This window comes from Brevundimonas vesicularis, assembly GCF_044807075.1.
Classification (GTDB): domain Bacteria; phylum Pseudomonadota; class Alphaproteobacteria; order Caulobacterales; family Caulobacteraceae; genus Brevundimonas; species Brevundimonas vesicularis_G.
Genome location: NZ_CP085234.1, coordinates 425628 through 447786, shown reverse-complemented (window position 1 = coordinate 447786; position 22159 = coordinate 425628). Strand labels below are relative to the sequence as shown.

At 66.6% G+C, this 22159-nt stretch carries 18 protein-coding genes and 1 pseudogene; 6 read left to right on the top strand and 13 right to left on the bottom strand.

From position 1 onward, the window contains the following. The first annotated feature begins 49 nt into the window (after positions 1-49). Positions 50-2971: a TonB-dependent receptor domain-containing protein gene (locus LG306_RS02145; RefSeq protein ID WP_404417761.1), complete on the top strand. Its 2922-nt coding sequence runs from the start codon at positions 50-52 to the stop codon at positions 2969-2971. Here LG306_RS02145 and LG306_RS02140 read toward each other — a convergent pair. From LG306_RS02140 to LG306_RS02120, 5 genes are all read right to left on the bottom strand, one after another. Next, positions 2951-4146, bottom strand: a protein-coding gene (locus LG306_RS02140) for an IS3 family transposase (RefSeq protein ID WP_157004570.1) whose coding sequence is annotated in 2 segments (ribosomal slippage) — positions 2951-3876 and positions 3876-4146 — 1197 coding nt in all. Because the reading frame shifts where the segments join, the coding sequence is not laid out codon by codon here. The two genes, LG306_RS02145 and LG306_RS02140, sit on opposite strands and share 21 nt — an antisense overlap. 46 nt (positions 4147-4192) lie before the next feature. Next, the gene (locus tag LG306_RS02135) at positions 4193-5116 is read right to left on the bottom strand and encodes a helix-turn-helix transcriptional regulator (protein ID WP_404417758.1); all 924 of its coding nucleotides are present in this window, start codon (positions 5114-5116) and stop codon (positions 4193-4195) included. 37 nt (positions 5117-5153) lie between these two features. Further along, a complete protein-coding gene (locus tag LG306_RS02130) occupies positions 5154-7538 on the bottom strand; it encodes a serine/threonine-protein kinase (protein ID WP_265150689.1) in 2385 nt (794 codons plus the stop codon). Continuing rightward, on the bottom strand, positions 7535-8110 hold the full coding sequence (locus LG306_RS02125; protein WP_045811929.1) for an ECF-type sigma factor: 576 nt from the start codon (positions 8108-8110) through the stop codon (positions 7535-7537). Before LG306_RS02125 ends, LG306_RS02130 begins: the two co-directional genes overlap by 4 nt. A 68-nt stretch (positions 8111-8178) precedes the next feature. Then, positions 8179-8970, bottom strand: a complete 792-nt coding sequence (locus LG306_RS02120; protein WP_167954239.1) for a protein phosphatase 2C domain-containing protein — start codon at positions 8968-8970, stop codon at positions 8179-8181. 154 nt (positions 8971-9124) lie between these two features. On the opposite strand from LG306_RS02120, the gene LG306_RS02115 reads away from it, so the two are divergent. The 5 genes from LG306_RS02115 (at position 9125) to LG306_RS02095 (ending at position 16119) form a co-directional block, all read left to right on the top strand. After that, positions 9125-9454: a hypothetical protein gene (locus tag LG306_RS02115; protein ID WP_167954238.1), complete on the top strand. Its 330-nt coding sequence runs from the start codon at positions 9125-9127 to the stop codon at positions 9452-9454. A gap of 38 nt (positions 9455-9492) precedes the next feature. Continuing rightward, the gene (locus LG306_RS02110; protein ID WP_167954237.1) at positions 9493-9741 is read left to right on the top strand and encodes a hypothetical protein; all 249 of its coding nucleotides are present in this window, start codon (positions 9493-9495) and stop codon (positions 9739-9741) included. Positions 9742-9898: 157 nt separating this feature from the next. Continuing rightward, positions 9899-14815, top strand: coding sequence for an autotransporter domain-containing protein (locus LG306_RS02105; RefSeq protein WP_354041570.1), 4917 nt, complete (start codon positions 9899-9901; stop codon positions 14813-14815). Positions 14816-14848: 33 nt separating this feature from the next. Beyond that, the gene (locus LG306_RS02100) at positions 14849-15772 is read left to right on the top strand and encodes a LysR family transcriptional regulator (RefSeq protein WP_167954235.1); all 924 of its coding nucleotides are present in this window, start codon (positions 14849-14851) and stop codon (positions 15770-15772) included. Between the two features lie 29 nt (positions 15773-15801). Beyond that, positions 15802-16119, top strand: coding sequence for a hypothetical protein (locus tag LG306_RS02095; RefSeq protein ID WP_265150789.1), 318 nt, complete (start codon positions 15802-15804; stop codon positions 16117-16119). A gap of 10 nt (positions 16120-16129) precedes the next feature. On the opposite strand, the gene LG306_RS02090 is transcribed toward LG306_RS02095, so the two are convergent. From LG306_RS02090 to LG306_RS02055, 8 genes and pseudogenes are all read right to left on the bottom strand, one after another. Beyond that, positions 16130-16354, bottom strand: a complete 225-nt coding sequence (locus LG306_RS02090; RefSeq protein ID WP_167954234.1) for a DUF2274 domain-containing protein — start codon at positions 16352-16354, stop codon at positions 16130-16132. Continuing rightward, entirely contained in the window at positions 16351-17568 is a 1218-nt protein-coding gene (locus LG306_RS02085) for a TrbI/VirB10 family protein (RefSeq protein ID WP_265150693.1), read from the bottom strand. Before LG306_RS02085 ends, LG306_RS02090 begins: the two co-directional genes overlap by 4 nt. Further along, on the bottom strand, positions 17565-18569 hold the full coding sequence (gene trbG, locus LG306_RS02080) for a P-type conjugative transfer protein TrbG (protein ID WP_167954233.1): 1005 nt from the start codon (positions 18567-18569) through the stop codon (positions 17565-17567). Before trbG ends, LG306_RS02085 begins: the two co-directional genes overlap by 4 nt. Beyond that, on the bottom strand, positions 18566-19249 hold the full coding sequence (gene trbF / locus LG306_RS02075; RefSeq protein WP_167954232.1) for a conjugal transfer protein TrbF: 684 nt from the start codon (positions 19247-19249) through the stop codon (positions 18566-18568). Before trbF ends, trbG begins: the two co-directional genes overlap by 4 nt. A 5-nt stretch (positions 19250-19254) precedes the next feature. Beyond that, positions 19255-20577 (bottom strand): P-type conjugative transfer protein TrbL, encoded by a 1323-nt coding sequence (gene trbL / locus LG306_RS02070; RefSeq protein WP_167954231.1) that lies wholly within the window; start codon positions 20575-20577, stop codon positions 19255-19257. Then, on the bottom strand, positions 20574-20819 hold the full coding sequence (gene trbK-alt, locus LG306_RS02065) for a putative entry exclusion protein TrbK-alt (protein ID WP_167954230.1): 246 nt from the start codon (positions 20817-20819) through the stop codon (positions 20574-20576). The genes trbL and trbK-alt overlap by 4 nt, the downstream gene beginning before the upstream one ends. A 1-nt stretch (position 20820) precedes the next feature. Then, positions 20821-21540 carry a P-type conjugative transfer protein TrbJ gene (gene trbJ, locus LG306_RS02060; protein ID WP_167954229.1) on the bottom strand — a complete coding sequence of 240 codons (720 nt, stop codon included), beginning with the start codon at positions 21538-21540 and terminating at the stop codon, positions 20821-20823. Beyond that, positions 21537-22142 (bottom strand): annotated as a pseudogene (locus LG306_RS02055) (conjugal transfer protein TrbE); the annotation flags it as partial. The pseudogene LG306_RS02055 and the gene trbJ, both read right to left, overlap by 4 nt. Positions 22143-22159: the final 17 nt, after the last annotated feature.

Below are 22159 nucleotides of genomic sequence, written 5' to 3'. Positions count from 1 at the left end.
GTCTCATCTCCAATCCGCGCATCCGCGGTCAGGAAGATGGGGGAATTTCATGGGCCAGCGAGTTACATCGGCGGCGTTCGCGGCATTGATGATGGGGATTGCGACCCCCGTCATCGCGCAGTCCGGTGAAGCGGAGCGACGCTTCGACATCGCCGCTGGGCCGCTGGATCGGGCCCTTCCGGTTCTGGCGCAGCAAAGCGGCCTTCAAATCCTCTACCCCAGTGCTTTGGTTGCGGGTCGTCGCGCGTCTCCGGTTTCGGGCGCCCACACGCCCAGAGCGGCGCTCACACTGCTCTTGCGGGACACCGGCCTGTCGTTCCGGCAAAGTCGGCCGACAGTCTTCGTCCTGTTCGATCCCGCTGCGCGGGCTGAGGCTTCGGACGACGCCTTCGAGGTGGAAGACGTCGTCGTCACCGGCACCTATCTGCGGGGAGCCGAAAGCCCTTCGCCGGTGACGGTCGTGACGCAAGCCGATGTCGATCGTCAGGGACGGTCGACAGTCGCCGACACGCTCGCCGCGCTTCCGCAGAACTTCACGGGCGCCGCTTACGAGGGATCGGCCAATACCGGGGCGGACCGCTCCGGCCGCAATGTCAGCTCGGCGACAGGGGTGAACCTGCGGGGCCTCGGGGCGGACGCGACCCTGGTCCTCGTCAACGGCCGTCGCGTCGCCGGGACCGGCAACGCCGGCGACTTCGCGGACATCTCCAACATCCCGTCCAGCGCGATCTCCCGCGCCGATGTCCTCCTCGACGGGGCGTCCGCCCTCTACGGCGCCGACGCCGTCGGCGGTGTCGTGAACATCATCCTGAAGTCCCGCTTCGAGGGGGCCGAGACGCGGCTTCGCCTCGGCGCCACGAGCGATGGCGGCGCAAATGAAACCCTCGTCTCGCATGCCGGAGGCTTCGACTGGGGAAGCGGGAGCGTTGTCGCGGCGTACGAATATCACGACCGTGGCGAGCTCGAGGGCGCGGACCGGAACGCCACGTCGGACGCCGATCTTCGCCGTCTCGGCGGCACGGATCATCGTCCATTGTTCGCAGCGCCCGGAAACATCGTCCGGCTGGATGCGGCGACCGGCGGCTATGTGCCGCTCTTCGCCATCCCGACCGGACAGAATGGCGTCGGCCTGCGTCCAGGCGACTTCGTCGCGGGGCGGGTGAACCGAACCAGTCAGATCGAAGGCCAATGGTTCCTGCCTCATCAAGAGCGGCAAAGCGTCTTCCTGGCCGCGCAGCAGAACCTTCCCGGCGGCTTCCGTATCGACGGGGACGTTCGCTACACCGAGCGGGACTATGTGCTGAAAACCGCGGCCGACATCACGACCCTGACGGTCACCAGCGCCAATCCGTATTTCGTCTCCCCCAACGGCTCGACCTCGCACGAGATCGCCTATTCGTGGATCGACGACCTCGGTCCCGCCCGAACGGATGGGTCGACCGAAAGTCTGGGTGGAGCCGTCGGCATTTCCGGCGACGTCTTCGGATGGAACGTCTCGGCCTACGCCAGCGGCGCTCGCGAACGGAACGGGCGCCGACTGTCGAACCGGGTGCAGACGACGTTCCTGCAGGAGGCGCTCGGCGCCCGAGCGGATATTGCGACCACTCCGTTCCGCACGACGGTGGACGGGTTCTTCAACCCGTTCGGCGCGCCCGCTTCAAACTCTGCCGCGATCCTCGCTCACATCGGGTCCGGCTACACTTCGGTCGAGTACGAGAGCGCCGTGGAAAGCCTGAACCTGCGGGTCGACGGCACGGTTCTGGACCTGCCGGGCGGACCTCTGCGGATCGCCGCCGGGATCGACGCTCGCCGGGAAACATATGAGACGGAGGGCGAGAACTTCCTGTCGGGAACCGCGCCGCGGCTTGTCGCCCCCGTCAGTTTCGAACGGGAGGTCAGGTCCGCCTTCTTCGAGTTGCGGGCGCCCTTCGTCAGCGCGACCAATGCCCGTGCAGGCCTCGCTCGCCTGGAACTTTCGGTGGCGGGGCGGATCGAGGATCACGAAGGCGTCGGCGAGACCGAGAACCCCAAGCTCGGCGTCCTTTACGGCCCGACCGCCGACATCCTGTTCCGGACATCATGGGGGACGTCCTTTCGCGCTCCCTCCCTTCGCGAACTCAACAACGCCTATCAGATCGGCCCGTCCTTCCTGAACCGGGCAGGCGGCAGCGTTCTGACGCTGATCCAGTACGGCGGCAATCCGAACCTTCGACCGGAGACCGCTGACTCGGTGACGGCGGGATTCGTCTGGACCCCCTCGGACTACGAGGGATTCCGTCTCGAGGGGAACTGGTTCCGGACCCGGTTCAATGACCGGATCGGCAATCCCGTGATCCAGAACCTCACCAACGCCCTGAACGATCCCTCGCTCGCCCCCTTCGTCCGCAATGTTTCGCCGACGACCTCCGCAGAGGATCGCGCCCTCGTGCAGGCGTTGCTCGATCATCCCGGCAACTTCAACCCGTTGGTCTATCCCGCCACCGCCTATGGCGTGATCGTCGACAACCGCTTCGTGAACGCCGCAGGGGTCGAGGTGGAGGGGCTGGATCTCTCGGTGCGTTACGCCTTCACAATGCTGGACGGCGAGATGCGTCTCGACGGCTCGGTGACCCATCTTCTGACCAACGATAGAGAGATCACCGCCGCCTCGCCGACCGAGGATCTTCTTGGCGACCCGAACTTCCCCGCGCGCTGGCGTGGGCGCGCCGGGGCGCAGTGGACGCGTGGGCCGCTCACGCTCGGCCTGATCGGGAACTACGTCAGCGGAGGCCGCGACCCGCTGACCAATCGCCAGATCGATGACTGGACCACCTTCGATGGCCAACTGCGTTTCGATCTGCCGGCGGCCTGGACCGAGGGCCTCTCCGTGAGCCTCAACATCCTCAATCTGTCGAACGCCGAGCCGCCCTTCTATGATGGCCTGCCCCCGTGGGGTGATCCGGTTTCGATGTTAGTTCATGGGCGGGCCTGACGCCATGGTTGGGTTGGGCGAGCGCGCGCCTTCAAGCGCTGGCGCGCTCGCCCACGGCACGATGTTTCCGCTGCGAGGGATGACGGCTTCCGGCGCCGGCGGTCGGTATTTCAGGGCGCTGTGGGGGCGCATGGTGTTGAAGTGACGCCGCCACGCCTCGATCAGGACCTGGGCCTCGGCCAGGCTGAAGAAGGTCTCGCCGTTCAGCAGTTCATCCCGGAGCTTGGAGTTGAAGCTCTCGCAGTAGCCGTTCTCCCAAGGACTGCCCGGCTCTATGTAGGCCGTCTGGGAGCCGACAGCTGCGATCCATTCGCGCAGGGCAGTGGCGATGAACTCCGGTCCGTTGTCGGAGCGAACATAGGCGGGCGGCCCGCGCAGGATCATCAGGTCCGCCAGGGTCTCCAGCACGTCGGTGGAGTTGAGCTTGCGCTTGACCCGGATCGCCAGGGCCTCGCGCGTGAACTCGTCGATGACGCAGAGCATGCGGAACTTCCTGCCGTCCTGAGTGCGATCCTCGACGAAGTCGTAAGACCAGACATGGTTGGGCCGTTCAGCGCGCAGCCGCACGCATGACCCGTCGTTGAGCCAGAGCCGACCGCGTTTCGGCTGTTTCTGCGGGACCTTCAGCCCTTCCCGTCGCCAGATCCGCTGAACCCGTTTGGCGTTCACCGACCAGCCCGCCTGATGCAGCAGCGCCGTGATCCGGCGGTAGCCGTAACGGCCATAGGTCGCCGCCAGTGCGGTGATGTCCGCTGTCAGCGCCGCCTCGTCGGCGCGGCCCCTCGGCGTCTTTCTCTGGGTTGAGCGATGCTGTCGGAGCACCGCGCAGGCGCGCCGCTCCGACACCTTCAACTCGGCCCGCACCTTGTCGATGCAGGCCCGGCGACGGGAAGGGCTCAGAAGTTTCCCCGCGCCGCCTCCGACAGGATCAGCTTGTCCAGCGTAAGGTCCGACACCGCCCGACGAAGCCGGGCGTTCTCCAGCTCCAGCGCCTTCATCCGCTTGACCTGATCGGTCTTCATGCCCCCGAACTCCGCTCGCCAGCGGAAGTAGGTCGTCTCCGTCACCGCGATCGTCTTCACCGCCTCCGCGATCGACTTGCCTTGCCCGGTCAGCACTTCGACCTGGCGCAGCTTGGCGATGATCTCTTCGGGCTTGTGACGCTTCCTGGCCATCCTTGGCTCCATCCATTCCGGTCCGCAGACCAACATAAGGGATGGATCACTTCAAAGGGCGCAGACCACAACGACGCGGGCTTTCGGTAAGCGGCAAAGGCTTTCGGCTCTGAGCAGCACCACCAGACCACTCGCGCGGAGATACGCCGAACTGGCGTTTAAAAGCCGTCGCAAAGTGAGCCGGCGTATACCCGACCCGGTACGCTGTCTGGGTCGCGCCGTAGCCGCTCCGCAGCAGGGATGCGGCGGCGGCCAAGCGGCAGTCAGTGAGATAGGCGCCAATCGTTGTTCCGAAACTTTGACGGAAAGCCGAGGTCAGGGTCCTCGGACTGCATTTCAGTCGAGCGGCGAGACTGTGGATGGTGAGAGTCCCGGCAAACTCGACATCGACGATCTCCCGCGCGGCATTTGCCAAGCTTAGACTCCGTGACGATTCCAGTGTCTCGGAACTCGTTGCGAGGCACTGTTCCAGCACCGCGAATAGTGCAAGCGAGCGACCTTCGATAGCGAGGTCGCGCGCCGTACCCTGAAACCATTCGTCAATCGGCGCCACGAGCGCCGCGACTATTCGCGGCGGAATCCTCTCAACCCCCATGCACACGTTATCGGGAATGGCTGCGAGACAAGCTGGCAGATCGTGGTCCGCCAAAGTTTGCCAGTCGATCGACAGCCCCGCCGAACGGAACTCACCTGAAGACACCGCCGTGCGCAATCGAATTGGCTCCCGGCTGCTCAAGACCGACAATCCGGATCGAGCCAGTGAAAGCTCACCGAAGGATGTTTGACTTGCCATCGACGGTGCGAAACCACAGCTGATGTGAAGGCCGGCTGGGATCTCGGCCTCGTAGTTGACGCCGGAGAAGTTTCGACCCTTGGACAGATAGAATGTGCCCGACGTGGAGGGGTGCCGCGCGTGCTGGGTTGCGCCGCCCGCTGCCCGACTGACTTTCTGTATCCACTCGTCCTTCACGCCTGGAGCTATAGGCGATCACTAGTCGGTCCGCTAACTATTCCAAGATGACGAGATCGTTCGCAGCACCGCCCCAAGAACAGGCGGCAAGATTGGCGTCGAGACCCGCACCGTATCGCCCTACGGATCCCAGGGCTTCATTTCGCTGGTCTAGAACGGTTAGTTTTTCTCGCGCCGAACGATATTCCGCACAGGCGGTGTCCCGGTCGCCGGCGGCTCTGGCGATGTTCGCCATTGTGACGTGTGCCAGCACTAAGCGGTTCGACCGCGCGGGTGTCGGGTTTCGGCGCAGCACGTCTTGGTGCATCGCGATCACGCCGCGCTGGAGGGCGATGGCTTCGCTGTGCCGCCCGTCCGCGCTCAGCGCCTGAGACCGGGCCTGCTGCACGTTCGCGGCGAAGGCGCGCAGTCCATCGTCGTTGCTCTCGATTTGCAGCAGCCGGTCGAGGATGCTCGACGCCTGGTCGAGGAAGCGGCGCGCCTGTCCGGCGAGCGCGGGCGATTGGGTGGCGGAACTGTAGCCGACGTTGGCGTTCCAAGCCAAAGCATAGAGGATGTTGGGATCGCCGGGGTTCGCGCGCTCAGCTTCGCGAAAGAGCCTCTCGGCTTCCAATAGATCGGCCACCGCGTCATCGGGCTGGTCGAGGAAATAATGGTGGATGCCGCGATAGTAGCGTGCATAGGCGCGGTCGAGGGATGCGTCTGAGCTGTCCCGCATGGCCGCCGGCCATTCCGCGATTTCCGCTTCAAGAAGGTCGGACAGGCGCGGCATGTCGTCGAGCGAGGCGGTCAGCGTCGTCATGTCCAGTTCCGCCTTGCGGACATTCCGGCGCGCCATGTGCCAACGCCGGTCCCGTGCGGCGGACGGCACGGCGGCCAGAACGGCGTGCGCCTCGACGAGGCGCGCGGCGGCGGCGTCCGTCTTGGAGTCGATGTGCCCTAGGATCATCGCCAGCGACGCCTGGGCTTCGGCGAGGTCCGGCGCGGAAGGCTCTCGCAGGTCGCGGATCATGCCGATCGCGCGCTCCAGGTTGGCGCGGGCGTTTTCGAACTGGCCGAGATGCGGTCGGTCGGGAACGCCTTGGGCGCGGGCGAGCGCGATGAAGCCGCGTGCCGCCTCCAGCTTCAGCGCGTCGTCGGCGCCGGGCGAGGCGGCGAGCGCGGACAGATAGCGGCCGGCTTGCTCGGCCAAGTCGGCGCGCGCCTTGGTCGAGCCCGCGATGCGCTCCAGCTGGCTGTTGAGGTCGAAGATCATGTAGCCGGCCAGGGCGCGCACTTCCTCGAACCGCTGCTCCTCGGCGACACGGGCGCGCTCGGCGCGGCAGTAGGAGACCAGCGCGACGATCAGCGCGGCGAGGATCAGCGCCAGCGCGACGGCGGCGGCGGTGACGGGCCAGCGGTAGCGGCGCACGAATTTGCCGATCGCATAGCCCCGCCCGCCATTGCGGGCGGTGACGGTGCGGCCGGTGGCATGGCGGTCGAGATCGTCCATCAGCGCATCGACCGAGGCGTAACGATCGGCGGGGTCGAGCGCGGTGGCGGTGGCGATGATCGCCTTCAGGTCGGCGTCGGGCGCGTGGTCTTCCACCAGCACGTCGAGCAGGCGGCCCAGCGAAAAGACGTCGCTGAGCGTGGTGGCGCCGACGCCCGCCATGCGCTCGGGCGCGGCGAAGCCGGGCGTCAGGCTGAGGCCGGCGAGCGAGGGATAGGGCGAGGACGCCGCGCCGTCGCCGCCCTCCGCCTCGGGCGGCTTGGCGATGCCGAAGTCGATCAGGCGCGGCGCGCCATCGGCGGCGACCAGCACGTTGGACGGGGTGATGTCGCGGTGGACGATCAGATTCTGATGGGCGAAACGCACCGCGTCGCACACCTGACGGAACAGCGCGAGGCGCGCGGGGATGCCGAGCGAGTTGTCCGCCGCCCAGTCGGTGATCGGGCGGCCATCGACATATTCCATGACGATGTAGGGCTCGCCCCGCTCGGTCGCGCCGCCGTCGTGAAAGCGGGCGATGTTGGGATGGACGAGGTCGGCCAGCGTCTGCCGCTCGGCCAGGAACCGTTGGATCAGCGCGTCGGACAGGACGCCCGGTTTGACCAGCTTGATCGCGGCCTGATGGCGGAAGTCGTCGGATGCCCGCTCGCCGAGATAGACCGCGCCCATGCCGCCCTGGCCGATGCGGCGGACAATGCGATAGGCGCCGATCCGTTCGGGCAGCGGCGCGTCTACGCTGGCCTGCGCGCCGCCGGTGTGGACCGCGACGGACGCCGCCCGGTCGGCGGCGAACAGCGACAGGACGCGGTCGGCGAGAGCCTTGTCGGCGCCGGCCTGCTGCATGACCCAGGCTTCGCGGGCGGCGGCGGGGCGGTCCAGCGCCGCCTCGAACAGGGCGAGCGCGCGCTGATCGAGCGAACGGTCGGTCATTCCGGGCGCTCCTGCATGGCTTGCATCAGCCAGGCGCGGGTCGAGCGCCAGCGGCGCTTCACGGTTGGGGCGGACTGGCCGGTGACGGCGACGATCTCGTCGATCGTCATCCCGCCGAAATAGCGCATCTCGACGAGGCTCGCGCGGTCGCGGTCCCAGCCTTCGAGTTCGATGAGCGCGGCGTTGAGATCGAGCAAGTCCACCGGCGGCGCCTCGGCGCCCATGCCGGTGACGAGGGTCACGCGGTGATGGTCCCGCTTTTCCGTCAGACGCGCGCGGGCGTGATCGACCAGCACCTGCCGCATGACGCGCGCAGACAACGCCAGGAAGTGCGCCTTGTCGCGCCAATCGATCCGCTCCAGCGGGATCAGGCGCAGCACGGCCTCGTTGACCAGGTCGCCGCTGGACAGAGAGCTATGGCGCTCGCGGCGCAGGAGAGCGGCGGCGACGGTGCGAAGTTCGTCATGCGCCAGCGCGAACAGCCGGTCGCCCGCCGCCGCGTCGCCCGCCTGCCAGGCGTGCAGCAGTGCGCGGCTATCCTCGTCCCCGGCGATCCCGTCCCCGTCCCCCATAGTCGGGATGCTAGCAAGACGCGGGCCGCGCGGGAAGCTTTGGCGCAAACGCGGCATCGGGCGGGCGCTCATCGTGCGAGCCGGGCAAAGCAGAAGGTGGCGTCGTCGCGGCTGGGTCCGTCCGCCTTGTGCGCGAGCCATGTCGGCAGGGCGCCGGCTTCCACGGACGCCGCGCCGTAGGTGAAGGCTTCGCGACAGGCGAACGACTTCGACACGCCATCAGTCGAAACGGAGACGAAGTCCGGCGTCTCCTCGGCGATGTGGAGGCGAAAGCGCGACAGCGCGTCGGACTGGCACAGCGAATAGGTGCGCTCGCCGTCCAGACCGTCGTCGGGCAGCGGGCGAACGATCCGGCGCGCGCCGAAGCCGAGCAGCGCGTCGCCGTCGCCGATCTGGACCACGACCGTCCGGCGCCCATCGCCGGCGGCTGCGACCAAAGTCGCGCCGTAGGGGACCATTGGGCCGCCGCCCAGCCGGGCGGTCACCAGGTCGAGCAGATTGGGGTTGTCGGCGGCATAGGCGCGCACCGCGGTGCGCCAGTGGTCGAGGATGGATGTGGGGATCCGATGCGCGTCGGCGCCGTCGCGCGCCGCGATCCAGTCGGCCAGCACCGCCGCCGCCGCGTTCACCGCGAAGGCCGCGCCGATCGCGGAGCGATAGTGGATCGGGGAGCCGTGGCCGTCCGCCACGGCGATGACGAAGCAGTCGCCCTCGGTCCAGGCGTGGAAGGCGTCCTGATTGTCCTGCCCGGCGTCAGCGTGGCGCGCGCCACGCGCGGATGCGCCGGCGACGCGCCAGAAGGACGAGGTTTCCCGCGGCGCGACAGGGGTTGGGCGGCTCAGGGCGACGGTTGGACTCAAGCGAGTTACTCCAGCGCGCAAGTGCGCTCGACCCTGACAGGCGCGATCGTCGGTCAAAACGGATCACCCCAATGATCCGTTTTTTCAAAAATCACGCCTCTCTCAAATGACCCCCCGGTTTTCGCGGTGGTCAGGAGAGAGAAAGGAAGGATCGATGAACTTCGATGAACTGCCCCCGTCGCAGTCACACCGTCTGCTGCCGCTCGGCGAGAGCCGGATCGAGACGCGCGACGGCCAGCCCTGGCTGATCGTCACGGGCGAGGCGCCCTGCGCCAACATGGAGGTCGCCCTGCACCCCTACTTCTACATCGAGCGGCCCGACTGGTGGTCGATCGAGCTGGTGGGGAACGTGCCGGGCGGCTTTTGCCTTGAAGCGATCACGCCCTACACCGTCGCCCGACCGCTGCGCGGGATCACCGGCCACAAGGGCATCACCGTGGTCGGCGCCGACGAAACTCGCAACCACGCAATCCAGGACGACTGACGTCGCCCGATCGCATCTGCAAATCACAGGAGAGAGACATGACAAACAGTCACGATGCCGATGGCGGCTATTCCACCCGCAAAGTCGAAGGCGGCTTCGATCTGGAGTTCAACGGCAAGGTGGTGATGCACCTGCGTGGCGAAGACGGAAGCCTGACGGCACAGGCCCCGACCGGCCTCGCCTCGTCCGATGACGACAAACAGCGGTGTTTCGACAACTGCTTCGCGAACTCCGACCAGACGGCCGGTGCGGCGAAAGCCTGCGCGAAGAAATGCGGGCTGGAATAAATCCCGGAAACGCGGGGCTTTCGACGGGGTGCGAACTTTTTTTCGTGCCCCGTCATTTTTTTTGATCCGTTTTCCGATCGATCCCGCCTCTCCGGGGTGAGGCCGCATTTTCGCGGTTGGCGAAACCGCGTCCGGGCGGCGCAACAGGGAGAGAGACATGGGTCAGGGGATCGTCGCGGGGATCGCGCGGGCGCGGTCGGTTCGAGCGCGGATGCTGTTGGGCGGCGCGTCGGCGGTGGCGATGCTGGCGGCGGGGCTGGCGGCCAGCCCGGCGACGGCGCAGCAGGTCACGCCTGGAAGCGCGCAATGCCCCGTGGTCGATGGCGTTGTGACGTGCAGCGGCGATATCCGCAGCGGCTTCAACAGTGGTTTCAACGATTCTCTTCGGCGCTTCGTATTCCGCGACTTGACCCAACCAATTCAGCCGCCCAATCGTGCCAACGGCATCACGATCAATTCCTCGCGTCCGGATGTCGAACTCGATTCATCGGTTCGAGTAGATATCAATAAGACACTCCGCGAGTCCGGCTACGTCAGCGCTCTCTACTTGGGAGGTGGGGCCAACACGGTCTTGAACAACGGCTCGCTGACAGCAAGGGGTTTCGGAGACACGGTAGGGATCTACGTGAATGGCCGGAGCCGGGTCGGTCAGCCACTCGCGATCGTCAACAATGGTACGATCGATCTCCGGACTACTGCGGGAGATAGCGGGACCACCAACTACTTGAACTACGGAATCCTAGCCGAGCAGGCTGAATCTCTCACAATCCGCAATGCTGGTCTGATTGATGTTGCGGGAGTGCGTGGAAGCGCTGGCATCCGGGTTACCGACAACGACCTTGGCACCTCAATCCCGTCAGTCCTTATTGAAAATACGGGGACGATCCGCAGGGCAGATTTGGATTTTGCTTGGAACGCCTCGATACGAGATGAGAATCCCGACGCGATCGCAATCGTTCTTCCGTTCTTCAACGATGTAACAATTCGAAACTCCGGCAGGATCGAAGGCGGTGAAATTCTTGTCCAACGAATCGACCGAAGCGGCACTGCGACTACTGCCAACGGCAGGATTTCGATTGATAACAGCGGTGACTTGGTAAATTCAAGAATCTGGGTGGAGGACGCCAATGAACTCAACCGGCGGCGTGTTCAGAATTACGATATTCAGATAACGAACACAGGAACGATTGAGAATGGGGGGATAAACTTCCTACACACATTCCGAGCGGAGGGGAGTGATCTGAACGTCCGCATTTTGAATGACGGGAACATCACTAATCGCCCTAGTACCGGATTATTTGGTCCGGCTGGCTCGACCCAGCAAGCCATCTTTGTCAACACTGAGGCGTCGTCTATATCCGATCCGCGCGAAAACGTGGAAGTTATAAATCGCGGAAACATCACGATATTCCCTACGGCGCAAGGCACGTCCAATATTTCGAGTGCGGTTGATTTACGTGTTCTAGGGAATCTATCGCTGCTGAATGAAGGTTCCATCAATAGTGGGAGTAATCCAGCAGTTCTGGCAGCCGCTTTTGGCCAGAACAGCCTCGTCAAGGTTTTAAACCGAGGTTCCATAGATACTAACGGCGGCGATTCGGCGTTTTACGGCTTGCAAGCCTCATCACGAGCCGGAACCGTTGATCTTTCCAACAGCGGCACAATCAGCATCGCTAGCACCCGAGCCAATCCCCGTATGTTCGACGGTGACGTGGATGGCACCCGCTATACATTCTACTATGGGCCGAGCGGTCGAGCAGGCCTGAGCGCATTGAGTCAGGTAGATATAGCCCTTCAGTCCGATGGCGACATCACAGTGGCGGGCGCTGATAGTGCAGGAATTTATTTCAAGTCTATCAGTTATAGCGAAGCGAATTATCAGGATTTCCTGAGCAGAGGAAATTTGCCAGCTGGCTATTCGCGAGACGCAGATTTAGGAAGCATCGTTTCAGTTAACGTCACGCGAAACATCACCGCTTCCGGAAATGCTTCATTCGGCATATTCGGAGTGCTTGGGCTTTCGCAAGATAGGCCCAATTTTGCGAGGGGAGAGTTCGCAGTTGATAACGATGGAACCTCAAGCGTAATCGCGGTTGCGCCCGGCGTGACCATCACTGGAGGCAGCGGCATGGGGTCCGGCATCTACATAATGGGTGCTGGTAAGATGACGTTGAATAATCAAGGTTCCATCGCGAGCGCGGGCAGCGCCGGCACCGGCGGCGTGCTAATCGGCGATACTCTGTTCTCCGGGGATGCTACGACACCGGGAGAATTTTTCGTCGCTCCTAACCTCCGCCTGCACCTAGTCGACAGCGTCAACACCGGCAGCATCATCTCGACCGGCGGCTATGGCGTTCGTGTCGCCAATGGTGGTTTGCTAAACTTCCGCAACGACGGTCTGATCCGGGGCGGTGAAGGTTCGATCGGCGCCAGCCATACCAGCCAGATCGTCAACGGCGGATCGGGGATTCTGGACGGCCGCATCGCGCTGAATGGCGCGGGAAGCGTGCTGACAAATCACGGAGCGATCCAGGTTTCGTCGCCCGGCTTCGTCTCGCACACGATCAACGGTGACTATACACAGAGCGCGAGCGGCCTGCTGTCGCTACGCTCCGGTGCGGGCGGGCGCGATACGTTCAACGTCACCGGGGATATGGTGTTCGACGGCCAGCTGAGGCTGGCTCTTGGAGCACCGTCCAGTTCGGCGCTCATCAATGTCGGGGGCAACCTGACGCTGGGCGGCACGCTTTCCGTCACGGACGCGGGCGGGTTCGGTGACGGCGTGTATCGCATCTTCAACTATGGCGGCACGCTGACCGACAACGGCATGACGCTCGGGCCGCTTCCGGCAGGGGCGAACGGCAACATCCAGACGGTGTTCGCCGGACAGGTCAACCTGGTGGTCGGGCGCGGCCTCCAGTTCTGGGATGGGGGCAACACCACCGCGAACCTGGCCGTCGATGGCGGATCGGGCGTCTGGAACAACACCACGACCAACTGGACGCGCAGCGAAGGCGATGTGAACGAGGCGTGGCAGGGTCGCGGCGCGGTTTTCCAAGGAACGGCGGGCACCGTGACGATCGCGCCCGAGGGCGTGTCGGCCAGCGGCCTCCAGTTCGCGGTGAACGGCTACACCCTGACGGGCGGTGTGCTGACGCTGGCGACCCCAGCTTCCGTGCGCGTCGGCGACGGCAGCGCGGCCGGGGCTTCGATGAGCGCCACCATCGCCAGCGTCATCGCGGGCACGTCCGGTCTCGATAAGACCGACTTCGGCACGCTGATCTTGTCGGGCACGAACACCTATACGGGCGGCACGACCGTCAGCAGCGGTGTTTTGCAGGTGTCGCGCGACGCCAACCTAGGCGCGGCCTCGGGAGGGGTCACGCTGAACGGCGGCACACTGCGATTCAGCGCGGAGGGCAGCTCGGCGCGAAACTTCACCGCCGGGGCATTGGGCGGCACGCTGGAGAACGCCAACGCCCTGCTGCTGTCCGGCGTGATCGACGGCGCGGGCGCGTTCCGCAAGATCGGCGCGGGCAACCTGATCCTGACCGGCGACAGCTCCGGGTTCGGCGGCACGTTCAACCTGGCCGCCGGGGCGATGCGGCTGGACGGTCAGCTTGGCGGGACGCTGAACGTCGCCTCCGGCACGCGGCTGAGCGGCGCGGGGACGCTGCGGAACGCGGTGATCTCCGGCACGGTGAACCCCGGCACGGGCAACGGCATCGGCACGTTGAACGCCAGCGGCAACGTGACGTTCGCGGCGGGCTCGACCTATGAGGTCGACGTCACCGTGGACGGGCGCGCCGACCGGCTGAACGTGACGGGCACGGCGACGCTCCAAGGCGGCAACGTCTCGGCGTTGTTCCAGGGCACGAACAACGATGCCTGCGGGGCGTCGATCACCTCGACGATCCTGACCGCGCAGGGGGGGATCAGCGGCACGTTCGCGGGGGTCAGCACCAACTACGCCTTCCTGACCCCGACCCTGAGCTACGACGCCAACAACGTGCGGCTGACGCTGGCGCGCAACGCCGCCACCTTCACCGAGCGCGGCGTGACGGCGAACCAGCAGTCGAGCGCGGCGGCGGCGGAGCGGCTGGGCTGCGGGAACGCGGTCTACAACGCGATCATCCCGCTGGAGGTCGACACGGCGCGCTACGCCTTCGATCAGCTGTCGGGCGAAGCGCACGCCAGCGCGCGCAGCGGCCTGCTCGACGACAGCCGCTTCTTCCGCGACGCCATGCTGGCGCCGGGCGAACGTCGCGGCGCCTGGGGCAACGTCTACGGCTCGTGGGGCCGGATGGACGGCGACGGCAACGCCGCGCAGGTCAAGCGCGACGGGACCGGCCTGTTCGCCGGCGTCGACGTGCCGCTGGGCGAGACGTTCTCGGCCGGGATCGGCGGCGGCTACAGCCGTTCCGACTATGCCGTCGCCGACCGCGTGTCGTCGGCGGAGGTCGAGAGCTGGCACCTGGGCGCGCGCGTCGGCGTGCAGGCGGGCGGGTTCGACCTGTCGGCCGGCGCGGCGATGGCGTGGCACAGCTTCGACATGGAGCGGGCGATCGTCTTCCCCGGCTTCAGCGAGACCGCCTCGTCCCGCTATGACGGCGAGACGCGTCAGGCGTTCGGCCGCGTGGGCTATGCGATGCGCCTGAGCGACGCGACGGCGGTCGAGCCGTTCGCCGAGGTCGCGTGGGTCGAGGTCAAGACCGACGCCTTCGCCGAGACCGGCGGCGCGGCGGCGCTGTCGGGCCGGGCGGAGACGGACGACGCGGTGTTCACGACGCTAGGCGCGCGCGGATCGACGCAGGTCGGCGGGCTGAGCCTGTCGGGCCGGCTGGGCTGGCGTCACGCCTTCGATCTCGATCCGGCGCGGAGCCGCGTGTCGTTCGCGGGCGGCGACGCCTTCACCGTCACCGGCGCGCCGATCGCCGAGGACGCGCTGGTGGTGGACGCCGGGGCCGAGTTCACCTTCGGCCGGGGCGCCCGCCTGAGCGTCGGCTACAGCGGCCAGATGGGCGACGGCGTCCGCGATCACGGCGCACGCGCGATGCTGCGTGTTCCGTTCTGAGGAAAGGACGGCCGCTCGGCCGTGAAATGAGCGATGCCCTTTGATATCCGCCAGCTTCGTTACGCGATCGCGGCGGCCAATCATGGGAGCCTCTACAAGGCGGCCCGCGCGCTGGACGTCGAGCAATCGACGCTCAGCCGCGGCATCCTCCGGCTGGAACGATCGCTGGGCGCGCCGATCTTCAATCGCTCGCGGGCCGGCGTGACGCTCACTCACGCCGGCATCGCCTTCATTCAAAGCGCGACGCCGCTGGTCACGTTGAGCGATCGGCTCGTGGCGATCATGCGATCCGCCGGTCAAGGCCGGCTCGGCGGGCTGATGCTGGGGCACAATGGGTCGATGTCGGCCGGCAACCTGCGCGCCACCCTGCTCGGCTGGCGCGACGCGAACCCCGACGTGGACGTGGATGGGGTCGAGGCCGATCGGAGCGTGCTGCTCGCCGGGCTGGACACCGGCGAAATCGACGTGGCGATCCTGATGGGCGCGGCCGCGCACAACGGTTTCCGGTGCGAACCGCTGTGGAGCGAGCGCGTCCTTGTCGCCCTCCCCGCCAGCCATCGACTGGCCGAGCGCGACATCGTGCAATGGACGGATCTTCGCGGTGAACAGTTCCTGTTCACCGTCGCCGACCCGGGACCGGAGAAGCGCGACATCCTTCTCGGTAAGCTGGGCTCATCGGGCTGCACGCCCGCGATCCGGATGCACCGCGCCAGCCGCGAGACCATCCTTAGCATCCTGGGCGGCACGACGGCGGTGACGCTGGTTTGCGAGAGTTCGACGGGGGCACGCTATCCCGATGTCGTCTATCGCCCGATCGACGGCGAGCAAGGCCAGGCCCTGATTGGTTATTCGGGATGTTGGCGCGACGACAACGCCAATCCCGCGCTGCGCCGGTTCCTCCAGTTCATCAAAAATCGCTACGCGCTGTCTTTTGAGATCGCGTCACGAATGAGGTAAAATGGCGGGCGTCATTTGGAGTGCATCCGATGCAGAGCAGTAAAGCCGTCATCGTTGCCGCGATCGTCTGTCTCATCGTTGGTTTCACCGCTGGGTTCGTTCTTCGCCCGGTCATCGCACCGCCGACCGCGACCGGCGAACGCGCGCCCGGCGTCGTCAGCGCGTCGGCGTCGAGATCGTCGGAGCCACGAGGCGTCCAGTATTTCGAGGCCAACATCGAGGAGGCGCGGCGCGTCGTTGCGGGCTGCACCCACGGCTCGATCCGGGGCGGCGAGTGTGCGAACGCCGAACAGGCCATCGTCACCGTCGACTCCGCCGAGCGGCGTCGACGTTTCTTCGATCGGTAGTCCGTCGCACTCAGCCGCTTTGCGGTCGGCGATTGCGGACGAAGCCTCGATCGCTGCCCATGAACCGCGTCAGCATCGGTGCGATCAGCTTCTCCGGCGGGATCGCGTCACCGCCGGATTCCGCTGCCAGCGCCGCCGCATAGGCGGTGAGGTCACGGTGGACGTCGGCGGGCAGTTCGACCGTGATCTTCACCGGACGGTCATCGACCAGCGGCCCGAGTTTCAGCTTGGTCATCGCGGCGTTCCTATCGGTTCGAGAATGAGGTCGCGGGTGATGAGCACGCGCAAGGGGTGGCCGGGACGGATAGTGAGCGTCGGCTGCACGTTGAGCTGCCGCCCGACTACTTGCTGGCCGGTCTGATTGATCGTGTCCTGAGAGCCTCGGCGCAGCGCCCGGATCAGGTCGTCGTCGCTGTCGCCGCCGAGTTCCGTTCCAACGCCGAGCAGCGTCGAGATGGCTGCGGCGCGCAGAAGGCGTCCCCAATGCTGGTTCACTCGGTCCTGTAATCCGGTGTAACCCGAAGCGTCGGTCGCGGACTGACGCTCCAGCGTGATCGAGCGTCCATCGGGCAGGATCAGCCGATCCCAGGCCAGCAAGACGCGGCTCTGCCCAGCGTCGATCTGGCTGTCATATTCGCCGATCAGGCGCGCGCCTTGGGGGATCAGCAAGATGCGGCCAGTCGGGCTGTCATAGACGTTCTGCGTCACCTGCGCGGTGATCTGCCCCGGCAAATCGGAGCGGATGCCGGTGATGAGCGCGGCAGGGATGATGCTGCCGGCCTGCACGATGTTCGGAGATGCCGGAGCGCGCAGCCGCTCGGCACTGACCGTCTCACGATTTGTAGGCCGCGACATGAAACCTCCACCCGGCGTGGTGGTCTGATTGGATGCGCTGCTCGATTGCGCGGCTTGAAGGCTAGCGAGGTCAAGGGCTCCGCCGGGTGACACCTGCTGGGGGTACCCGGCTCCGCTGCCAGACAGAAAAACGCTGCTGGTGCGTGCGGCGTCGCGCTCTTGCTGGGCACGCTGCATGGCCGCTTCTCGTGCTTGCGCGGCAGGGTCGGCCTGCACGGTCTCGCCGCCGATAGGCGGCACCGGCACCTCCTCGCCGCGCTGCTGGGCGGACAGGATCGGCCCACCGAGGTCGCCGGGAAGCGGCGGGCCGAGGCGGGGCGCCTGCGCGTAGTCGCTTGGTCCCGATGTGATGGTCTCCGCCGTGGCCCGCCCCTCGGTGTTGTAGAGTTCTTCGGTTTGGCGCTCTCCGGCCGGGGTGAGCGCGTAGATGAGCGACCCGCCGATCCCGAGGCCGGCGGCGACGCCCAGCACCGTCAACGCCCTGCGTGACAGGCGCATGACCGAAGGCGGATCGCCGCGAAGCTGAAACGGGCGAGGATCGGCCGGCGGCTCCGGCGCATCTTCCGCGACGCTGGGGAAGTCAGTGTCGGTCACGACCGCCCCCTCCGGCCCTCGTCGCGCACGATGCGGACGCGCTGTGCGCCGCGTCGGTCGCCCAGGCGTAGTTCGGCGACCTCGAAACGGCGGTCCACCACCATGTAGCGACCCTGAACGCGGTAGTTGACGAGTTCGGCGTCACCGGCCGCGCTGGTGATGAACAGCGGCGGCATCTCCCCCTCGGAGATCCCAGCCGCAAACTCGATGAACACCTGTCGCCCATCATCGAACACGCGGACGGGCCGCCACGGCGCCCGGTCGCCCTCGATGCGATAGCCGAAGTTCAATGCGGCCGGATCGATGCCGGCCGCGACCGGCTGGGCCGCAACGGCCGCCTCGCTGGCCGCGCGCAGGGCGATGAGCTGATCTTGCGGATAGGTCCAGGATACCGACGCCATATAGGTCGAGGGCGTCGCGCGCAGTTCCAGATGATAGGTCCGGCGATCGGTGTTGATGACCAGGTTCGTGGACAGGTCGGGGCGGGTCGGCTTGACGAGAATGTGGACCCGCGCGGTCGCGCCCGTGCCGCTGATCGTGTCCCCAATGATCCAGCGGACGGTGTCTCCGGCCGCGACCGGACCCGGCCCAACAAGCTGCTCGCCTTCCTGCAAGGCGATGTCCGTCACCTGCCCCGGCGCGGTATAGACCTGATAGAGCGCGCCCTCGGTCCAGTGATATTGCTGGATGGCGTTGAGGAAGCCGTCGCGCACGGGCTGGACGCGCGCGGCGTCGTTCGCCGCGCCGATCCGCCGACGCGGGTCTGACGCCTCCGGCGTCCGACTGGCGGTCGCCGGTGCGGGCATGAGCTGGCCCGGCAGCGGGAGCGGCTCCGCGATCACGACCACCTCGACAGGGCGCGACGGTTCGGCGGCGGGGATCGCCATGATTTCGAGCGGCGGGCTGGACGTGGCTGGCGAGGCCTTGGCGAACGCGGCGCAACCGCTGAGCACGGCGGCCGACGCCAAGACGATGGCCTTGCTGGCCGGACGATGCGTCATTGGGAAAGCTCCTTTGACCAGTTGAGGGCGTTGACGAACACGCCGAGCGGGTTCTTCCGCAGGGCGTCCGGGGTGCGAGGCGGCTGAACGACGACGGTGAGGATCGCGGACCATCGCTCGGTCGTGGTTAGCGTGCCGTCGGTGTAGCGACGCTCGGTCCAGGCGACGCGAAAGCTGTCGGGGGACGCGCGGATGACGCTCGATACGTCCACGGCGACCTGCACTCGTCCGACATTGGCGAACGGGTCGTTGGCGCGGGCATGATCGTTCAACGCGATGGCCCCACGATCCGTGGTGAAGTCGTAGGCCCGTAGCCAGTTTTGCCGAACGACGACGGGATCGGCGGACAGCCCGCGAACCTGTTCGATGAACCGGGCGAGGTGGAACGCGATCTGCGCGTCGGTCGGTCGGTAGCCAGCCTCGGCAGGCGCGACCGCCTGGGCCTCGCCGAGCTGATCGACCTGCACGACCCACGGCACGATATGTCCCCGCGCCGATTGCCAGACCAAGCCGCCAGCCAGCGCGCCGGACAGCGCGAGCGTGCCGAAAAAGGCCAGACGCCAGTTGCGCGCCTGCACGCGGGCGGAGCCGATCCGATCGTCCCAAGCCTGCGCGGCGCGCTGATAGGGCGTCACCGGCTCGGGCGTCTGGCCGTAACGGAGAGAGGGACGTCGAAACATCGGACTTAATCCTTTTGGCTGAGATCGACCGACGCGCCGCTGCCGCCGCCGTCGCCGGAGCGCAGCGTGTGGGCGGCGGTGGTCGCACTGTGGGTCATGGACTGGCGGCGCTTCATCGCGGCCGCCCAGCCTGGCGCACCGGCGGACGCGGTGTCAGCCGGAGTTGAAGCGGGCGCCGACGCGCCGCCGGTGATGCTGCCGCCCGTCGCTGAAACCGCCGCCCGCGCACCGGAGCGGTGGCTGTCCTTCAAGGACGACGCCGCGCGGCGCAGCGGCGAAGCGGCGGCGCCCATCGCGGCCGAGCCGACACCGCCTGCGCCGCCGGCCACGGCGGACGCCCCGGTCTTGCCCGCCGATCCGAGCGCGTAGGCGCTCTGCGCGCCGCCGGCGGCGAAGGCGGCGCCTCGCGCCGTTCCAGCCGCCGCGCCGGCAATGGCTCCCGCGCCAAGCCGAGCGGCGGCGACCCCGCCGACCAAGGCGCCGCCAGCGGCGAGCGCGGCCCCGGCGGCGGCGCCTGCTCCGAGCGCGGGACCGCCCGAGACGATGCCGTTGGCGACGCCAGGACCGAAGATGGCGAGGCCAAGCAGGCTGAGCGCGGCCAAGGCGATCGCCATCACCTGTTCCATGTTCGGCTCCGCACCGACCGCAGCATTGGTGAACTGGCTGAAGAGGGTCGTGCCGATCCCGGTGATGACGGCCAACACCAGCACCTTGATTCCGCTGGAGACGACGTGCCCGAGCACACGCTCCGCCATGAAGGCCGTCTTGTTGAAGAAGGCGAACGGCAGAAGGACGAAGCCGGCCAACGTGACCAGCTTGAACTCGATCAACGTCACGAACACCTGGATGGCGATGATGAAGAAGGCGAGGACGACGATCACCCAGGCCAGCAGTAGAAGCAGGATTTGGACGAAGTTGGTGAACAGTCCGATCGGGCCGATCAGTTCCTCCGTCGCCGCGAGCATCGGGTCGGCTGCATCGAGGCCAGTGGCCGCGATCATTCCGGGCCGCATGAAGTCCGCGATCGTCATCGCGCTGCCGCTCGCTTGAAGACCGAGGCCCGCGAAGCTCTGGAACACGATCGTCGCCAGCGTGCCGAAGTTGCCGATGATGAAGGCGAAGACGCCGATGTAGAGCGTCTTCTTCACCAGCCGCTGGATCACGTCCTCATCGGCGCCCCAGGCCCAGAACAGACCAGCGATGGTGAGATCGATGGCGATCAGGGTGGTCGACAGGAACGCGACCTCCCCGCCCAGCAAACCAAACCCGCTGTCGATGTAGTTGCCGAACACACCCAGGATGGTGTCGATGACGCCGGTGTCGTTCATGGCAGTATCTCCCGCCCGAAGAAGCGGCGGCGTTTGGCTTCCCAGGCCGCCTCGCATCCGCTGTCGGGCATGGTGATGGTGCGGCAGCGGCGAAGATCGACGGCGGGCGTTTCCAACGCCGCCGCGACCGGCGCGGACGCGGGCGCGACGGGTTGCGCGGGCCGGGTCACGGACACGATCGCCACCGTGAGCATGAACCCGGCCAGCGTAGCGACGCTGGCGATCTTTGCCGTGCGTCCCATGTCAGTTGCGCGTGCGGAAGCGGCGGAACCGCTCGCGGCCCTCGGCTTCGATCGCGGCCTGGCGCGCCGACTCCAGCGCCTGCGCTCGGCCCTGCGCGGCCAGCAGGGCTGTTAGATCGGCGAGCTGCTGGGCTTGAAGGGCCACAAGCTGATTACCGGCTTGGGCCGCTTGCAGAGCGCCTTCGGCGGACTGGCTCGCGCCGACCAGCCGATCGAGCGTCGCGCGCGAGCCGTCGATATTGCCGACGACGCCGGCCTGAACGCGAAGCGCGTCCTCGAACGCCCCCACGCTGTCGGCCCACCGCGCATTGGCGTTGGCGACCATCTGGGCGTGGCTCCCGGTCAGCGCCGAACCCCGGTAGCGGCCCTCGAACGCCTGGCGAACCTGCTGCACATCATAGGCGATCCGCTGCGCCTCGCCGAGAAGCTGCTGAGTGCGCTGGACCTGCTGCTGGAGCTGGCGCAGTTCGCTCATCGGCAGGGAGGCGAGATTGCGCGCCTGGTTGGTCAGGCTCGCGGCTTGCTGCTGGATTTGCTGGACCTGATTGTTGATCTGCTGGAGGGATCGCGCGGCCGTCAGCACGTTTTGGGCATAGTTGCTGGGGTCGTAGACGACGCCGCCAAGTTGCGCGTGGGCGGGCGTCGCCACGGTCAGTCCGATCCCGCCGCTGATGGCGATCACGCTCGCCATGACGGCGGCCCGGAGGATGTTGGTGGTCATTGGTCAGTCTCCTGCTGGCTGGGGAGTAGAAGATCGATCGCCCAGGCGGAGCCGCGATGGCGCAGCCACTCGGCCGCGAAACCGGCCGGACCGTGCTCGTTGACGATGTCGGCGATGCGAAGCTGGTCCGCCTTCGAGGAGGCGGCGGCGAAAGCGAGCGCGACTTCGCCCAGGCCCAGCTCAAACAGCCGGTTTCCGTGGCGCGACTGACAGTAATAATCCCGCTTGGGCGTGGCCCGGCTGAGGATTTCGATCTGCCGCTCGGTCAGGCCGAACCGCTCGTAGATCGCCGCGATCTGCGGCTCGGCGGCCCGATCATTTGGGAGGAAGATGCGGGTGGGGCAGGACTCGATGATCGCCGGCGCGATGCTTGACGTCTCGATGTCCGCCAGGCTCTGCGTGGCGAAAACCACGCTGGCGTTTTTCTTACGCAGCGTTTTCAGCCATTCGCGAAGCTGTTGCGCGAAGCCGGGACTGTCGAGCACCAGCCAGCCCTCATCGATGATGATGAGCGTGGGCGAGCCGTCGAGGCGGTCGCCAATGCGATGGAAGAGATAGGACAGGACGGCCGCCGCCGACGCGGCGCCGACCAGCCCCTCCGCCGACCTCGGCATCACCC

What these genes read in the sequence shown, in the direction of transcription:
- trbK-alt (WP_167954230.1), bottom strand. Translation starts at nt 20,819, where the DNA reads ATGGGACGCACGGCAAAGATCGCCAGCGTCGCTACGCTGGCCGGGTTC.
- LG306_RS02130 (WP_265150689.1), bottom strand. Translation starts at nt 7,538, where the DNA reads ATGACCGACCGTTCGCTCGATCAGCGCGCGCTCGCCCTGTTCGAGGCG.
- LG306_RS02100 (WP_167954235.1), top strand. Translation starts at nt 14,849, where the DNA reads ATGCCCTTTGATATCCGCCAGCTTCGTTACGCGATCGCGGCGGCCAAT.
- LG306_RS02115 (WP_167954238.1), top strand. Translation starts at nt 9,125, where the DNA reads ATGAACTTCGATGAACTGCCCCCGTCGCAGTCACACCGTCTGCTGCCG.
- LG306_RS02095 (WP_265150789.1), top strand. Translation starts at nt 15,802, where the DNA reads ATGCAGAGCAGTAAAGCCGTCATCGTTGCCGCGATCGTCTGTCTCATC.
- trbJ (WP_167954229.1), bottom strand. Translation starts at nt 21,540, where the DNA reads ATGACCACCAACATCCTCCGGGCCGCCGTCATGGCGAGCGTGATCGCC.
- trbF (WP_167954232.1), bottom strand. Translation starts at nt 19,249, where the DNA reads ATGTTTCGACGTCCCTCTCTCCGTTACGGCCAGACGCCCGAGCCGGTG.
- LG306_RS02090 (WP_167954234.1), bottom strand. Translation starts at nt 16,354, where the DNA reads ATGACCAAGCTGAAACTCGGGCCGCTGGTCGATGACCGTCCGGTGAAG.
- LG306_RS02125 (WP_045811929.1), bottom strand. Translation starts at nt 8,110, where the DNA reads ATGGGGGACGGGGACGGGATCGCCGGGGACGAGGATAGCCGCGCACTG.
- trbL (WP_167954231.1), bottom strand. Translation starts at nt 20,577, where the DNA reads ATGAACGACACCGGCGTCATCGACACCATCCTGGGTGTGTTCGGCAAC.
- trbG (WP_167954233.1), bottom strand. Translation starts at nt 18,569, where the DNA reads ATGACGCATCGTCCGGCCAGCAAGGCCATCGTCTTGGCGTCGGCCGCC.
- LG306_RS02145 (WP_404417761.1), top strand. Translation starts at nt 50, where the DNA reads ATGGGCCAGCGAGTTACATCGGCGGCGTTCGCGGCATTGATGATGGGG.
- LG306_RS02105 (WP_354041570.1), top strand. Translation starts at nt 9,899, where the DNA reads ATGGGTCAGGGGATCGTCGCGGGGATCGCGCGGGCGCGGTCGGTTCGA.
- LG306_RS02110 (WP_167954237.1), top strand. Translation starts at nt 9,493, where the DNA reads ATGACAAACAGTCACGATGCCGATGGCGGCTATTCCACCCGCAAAGTC.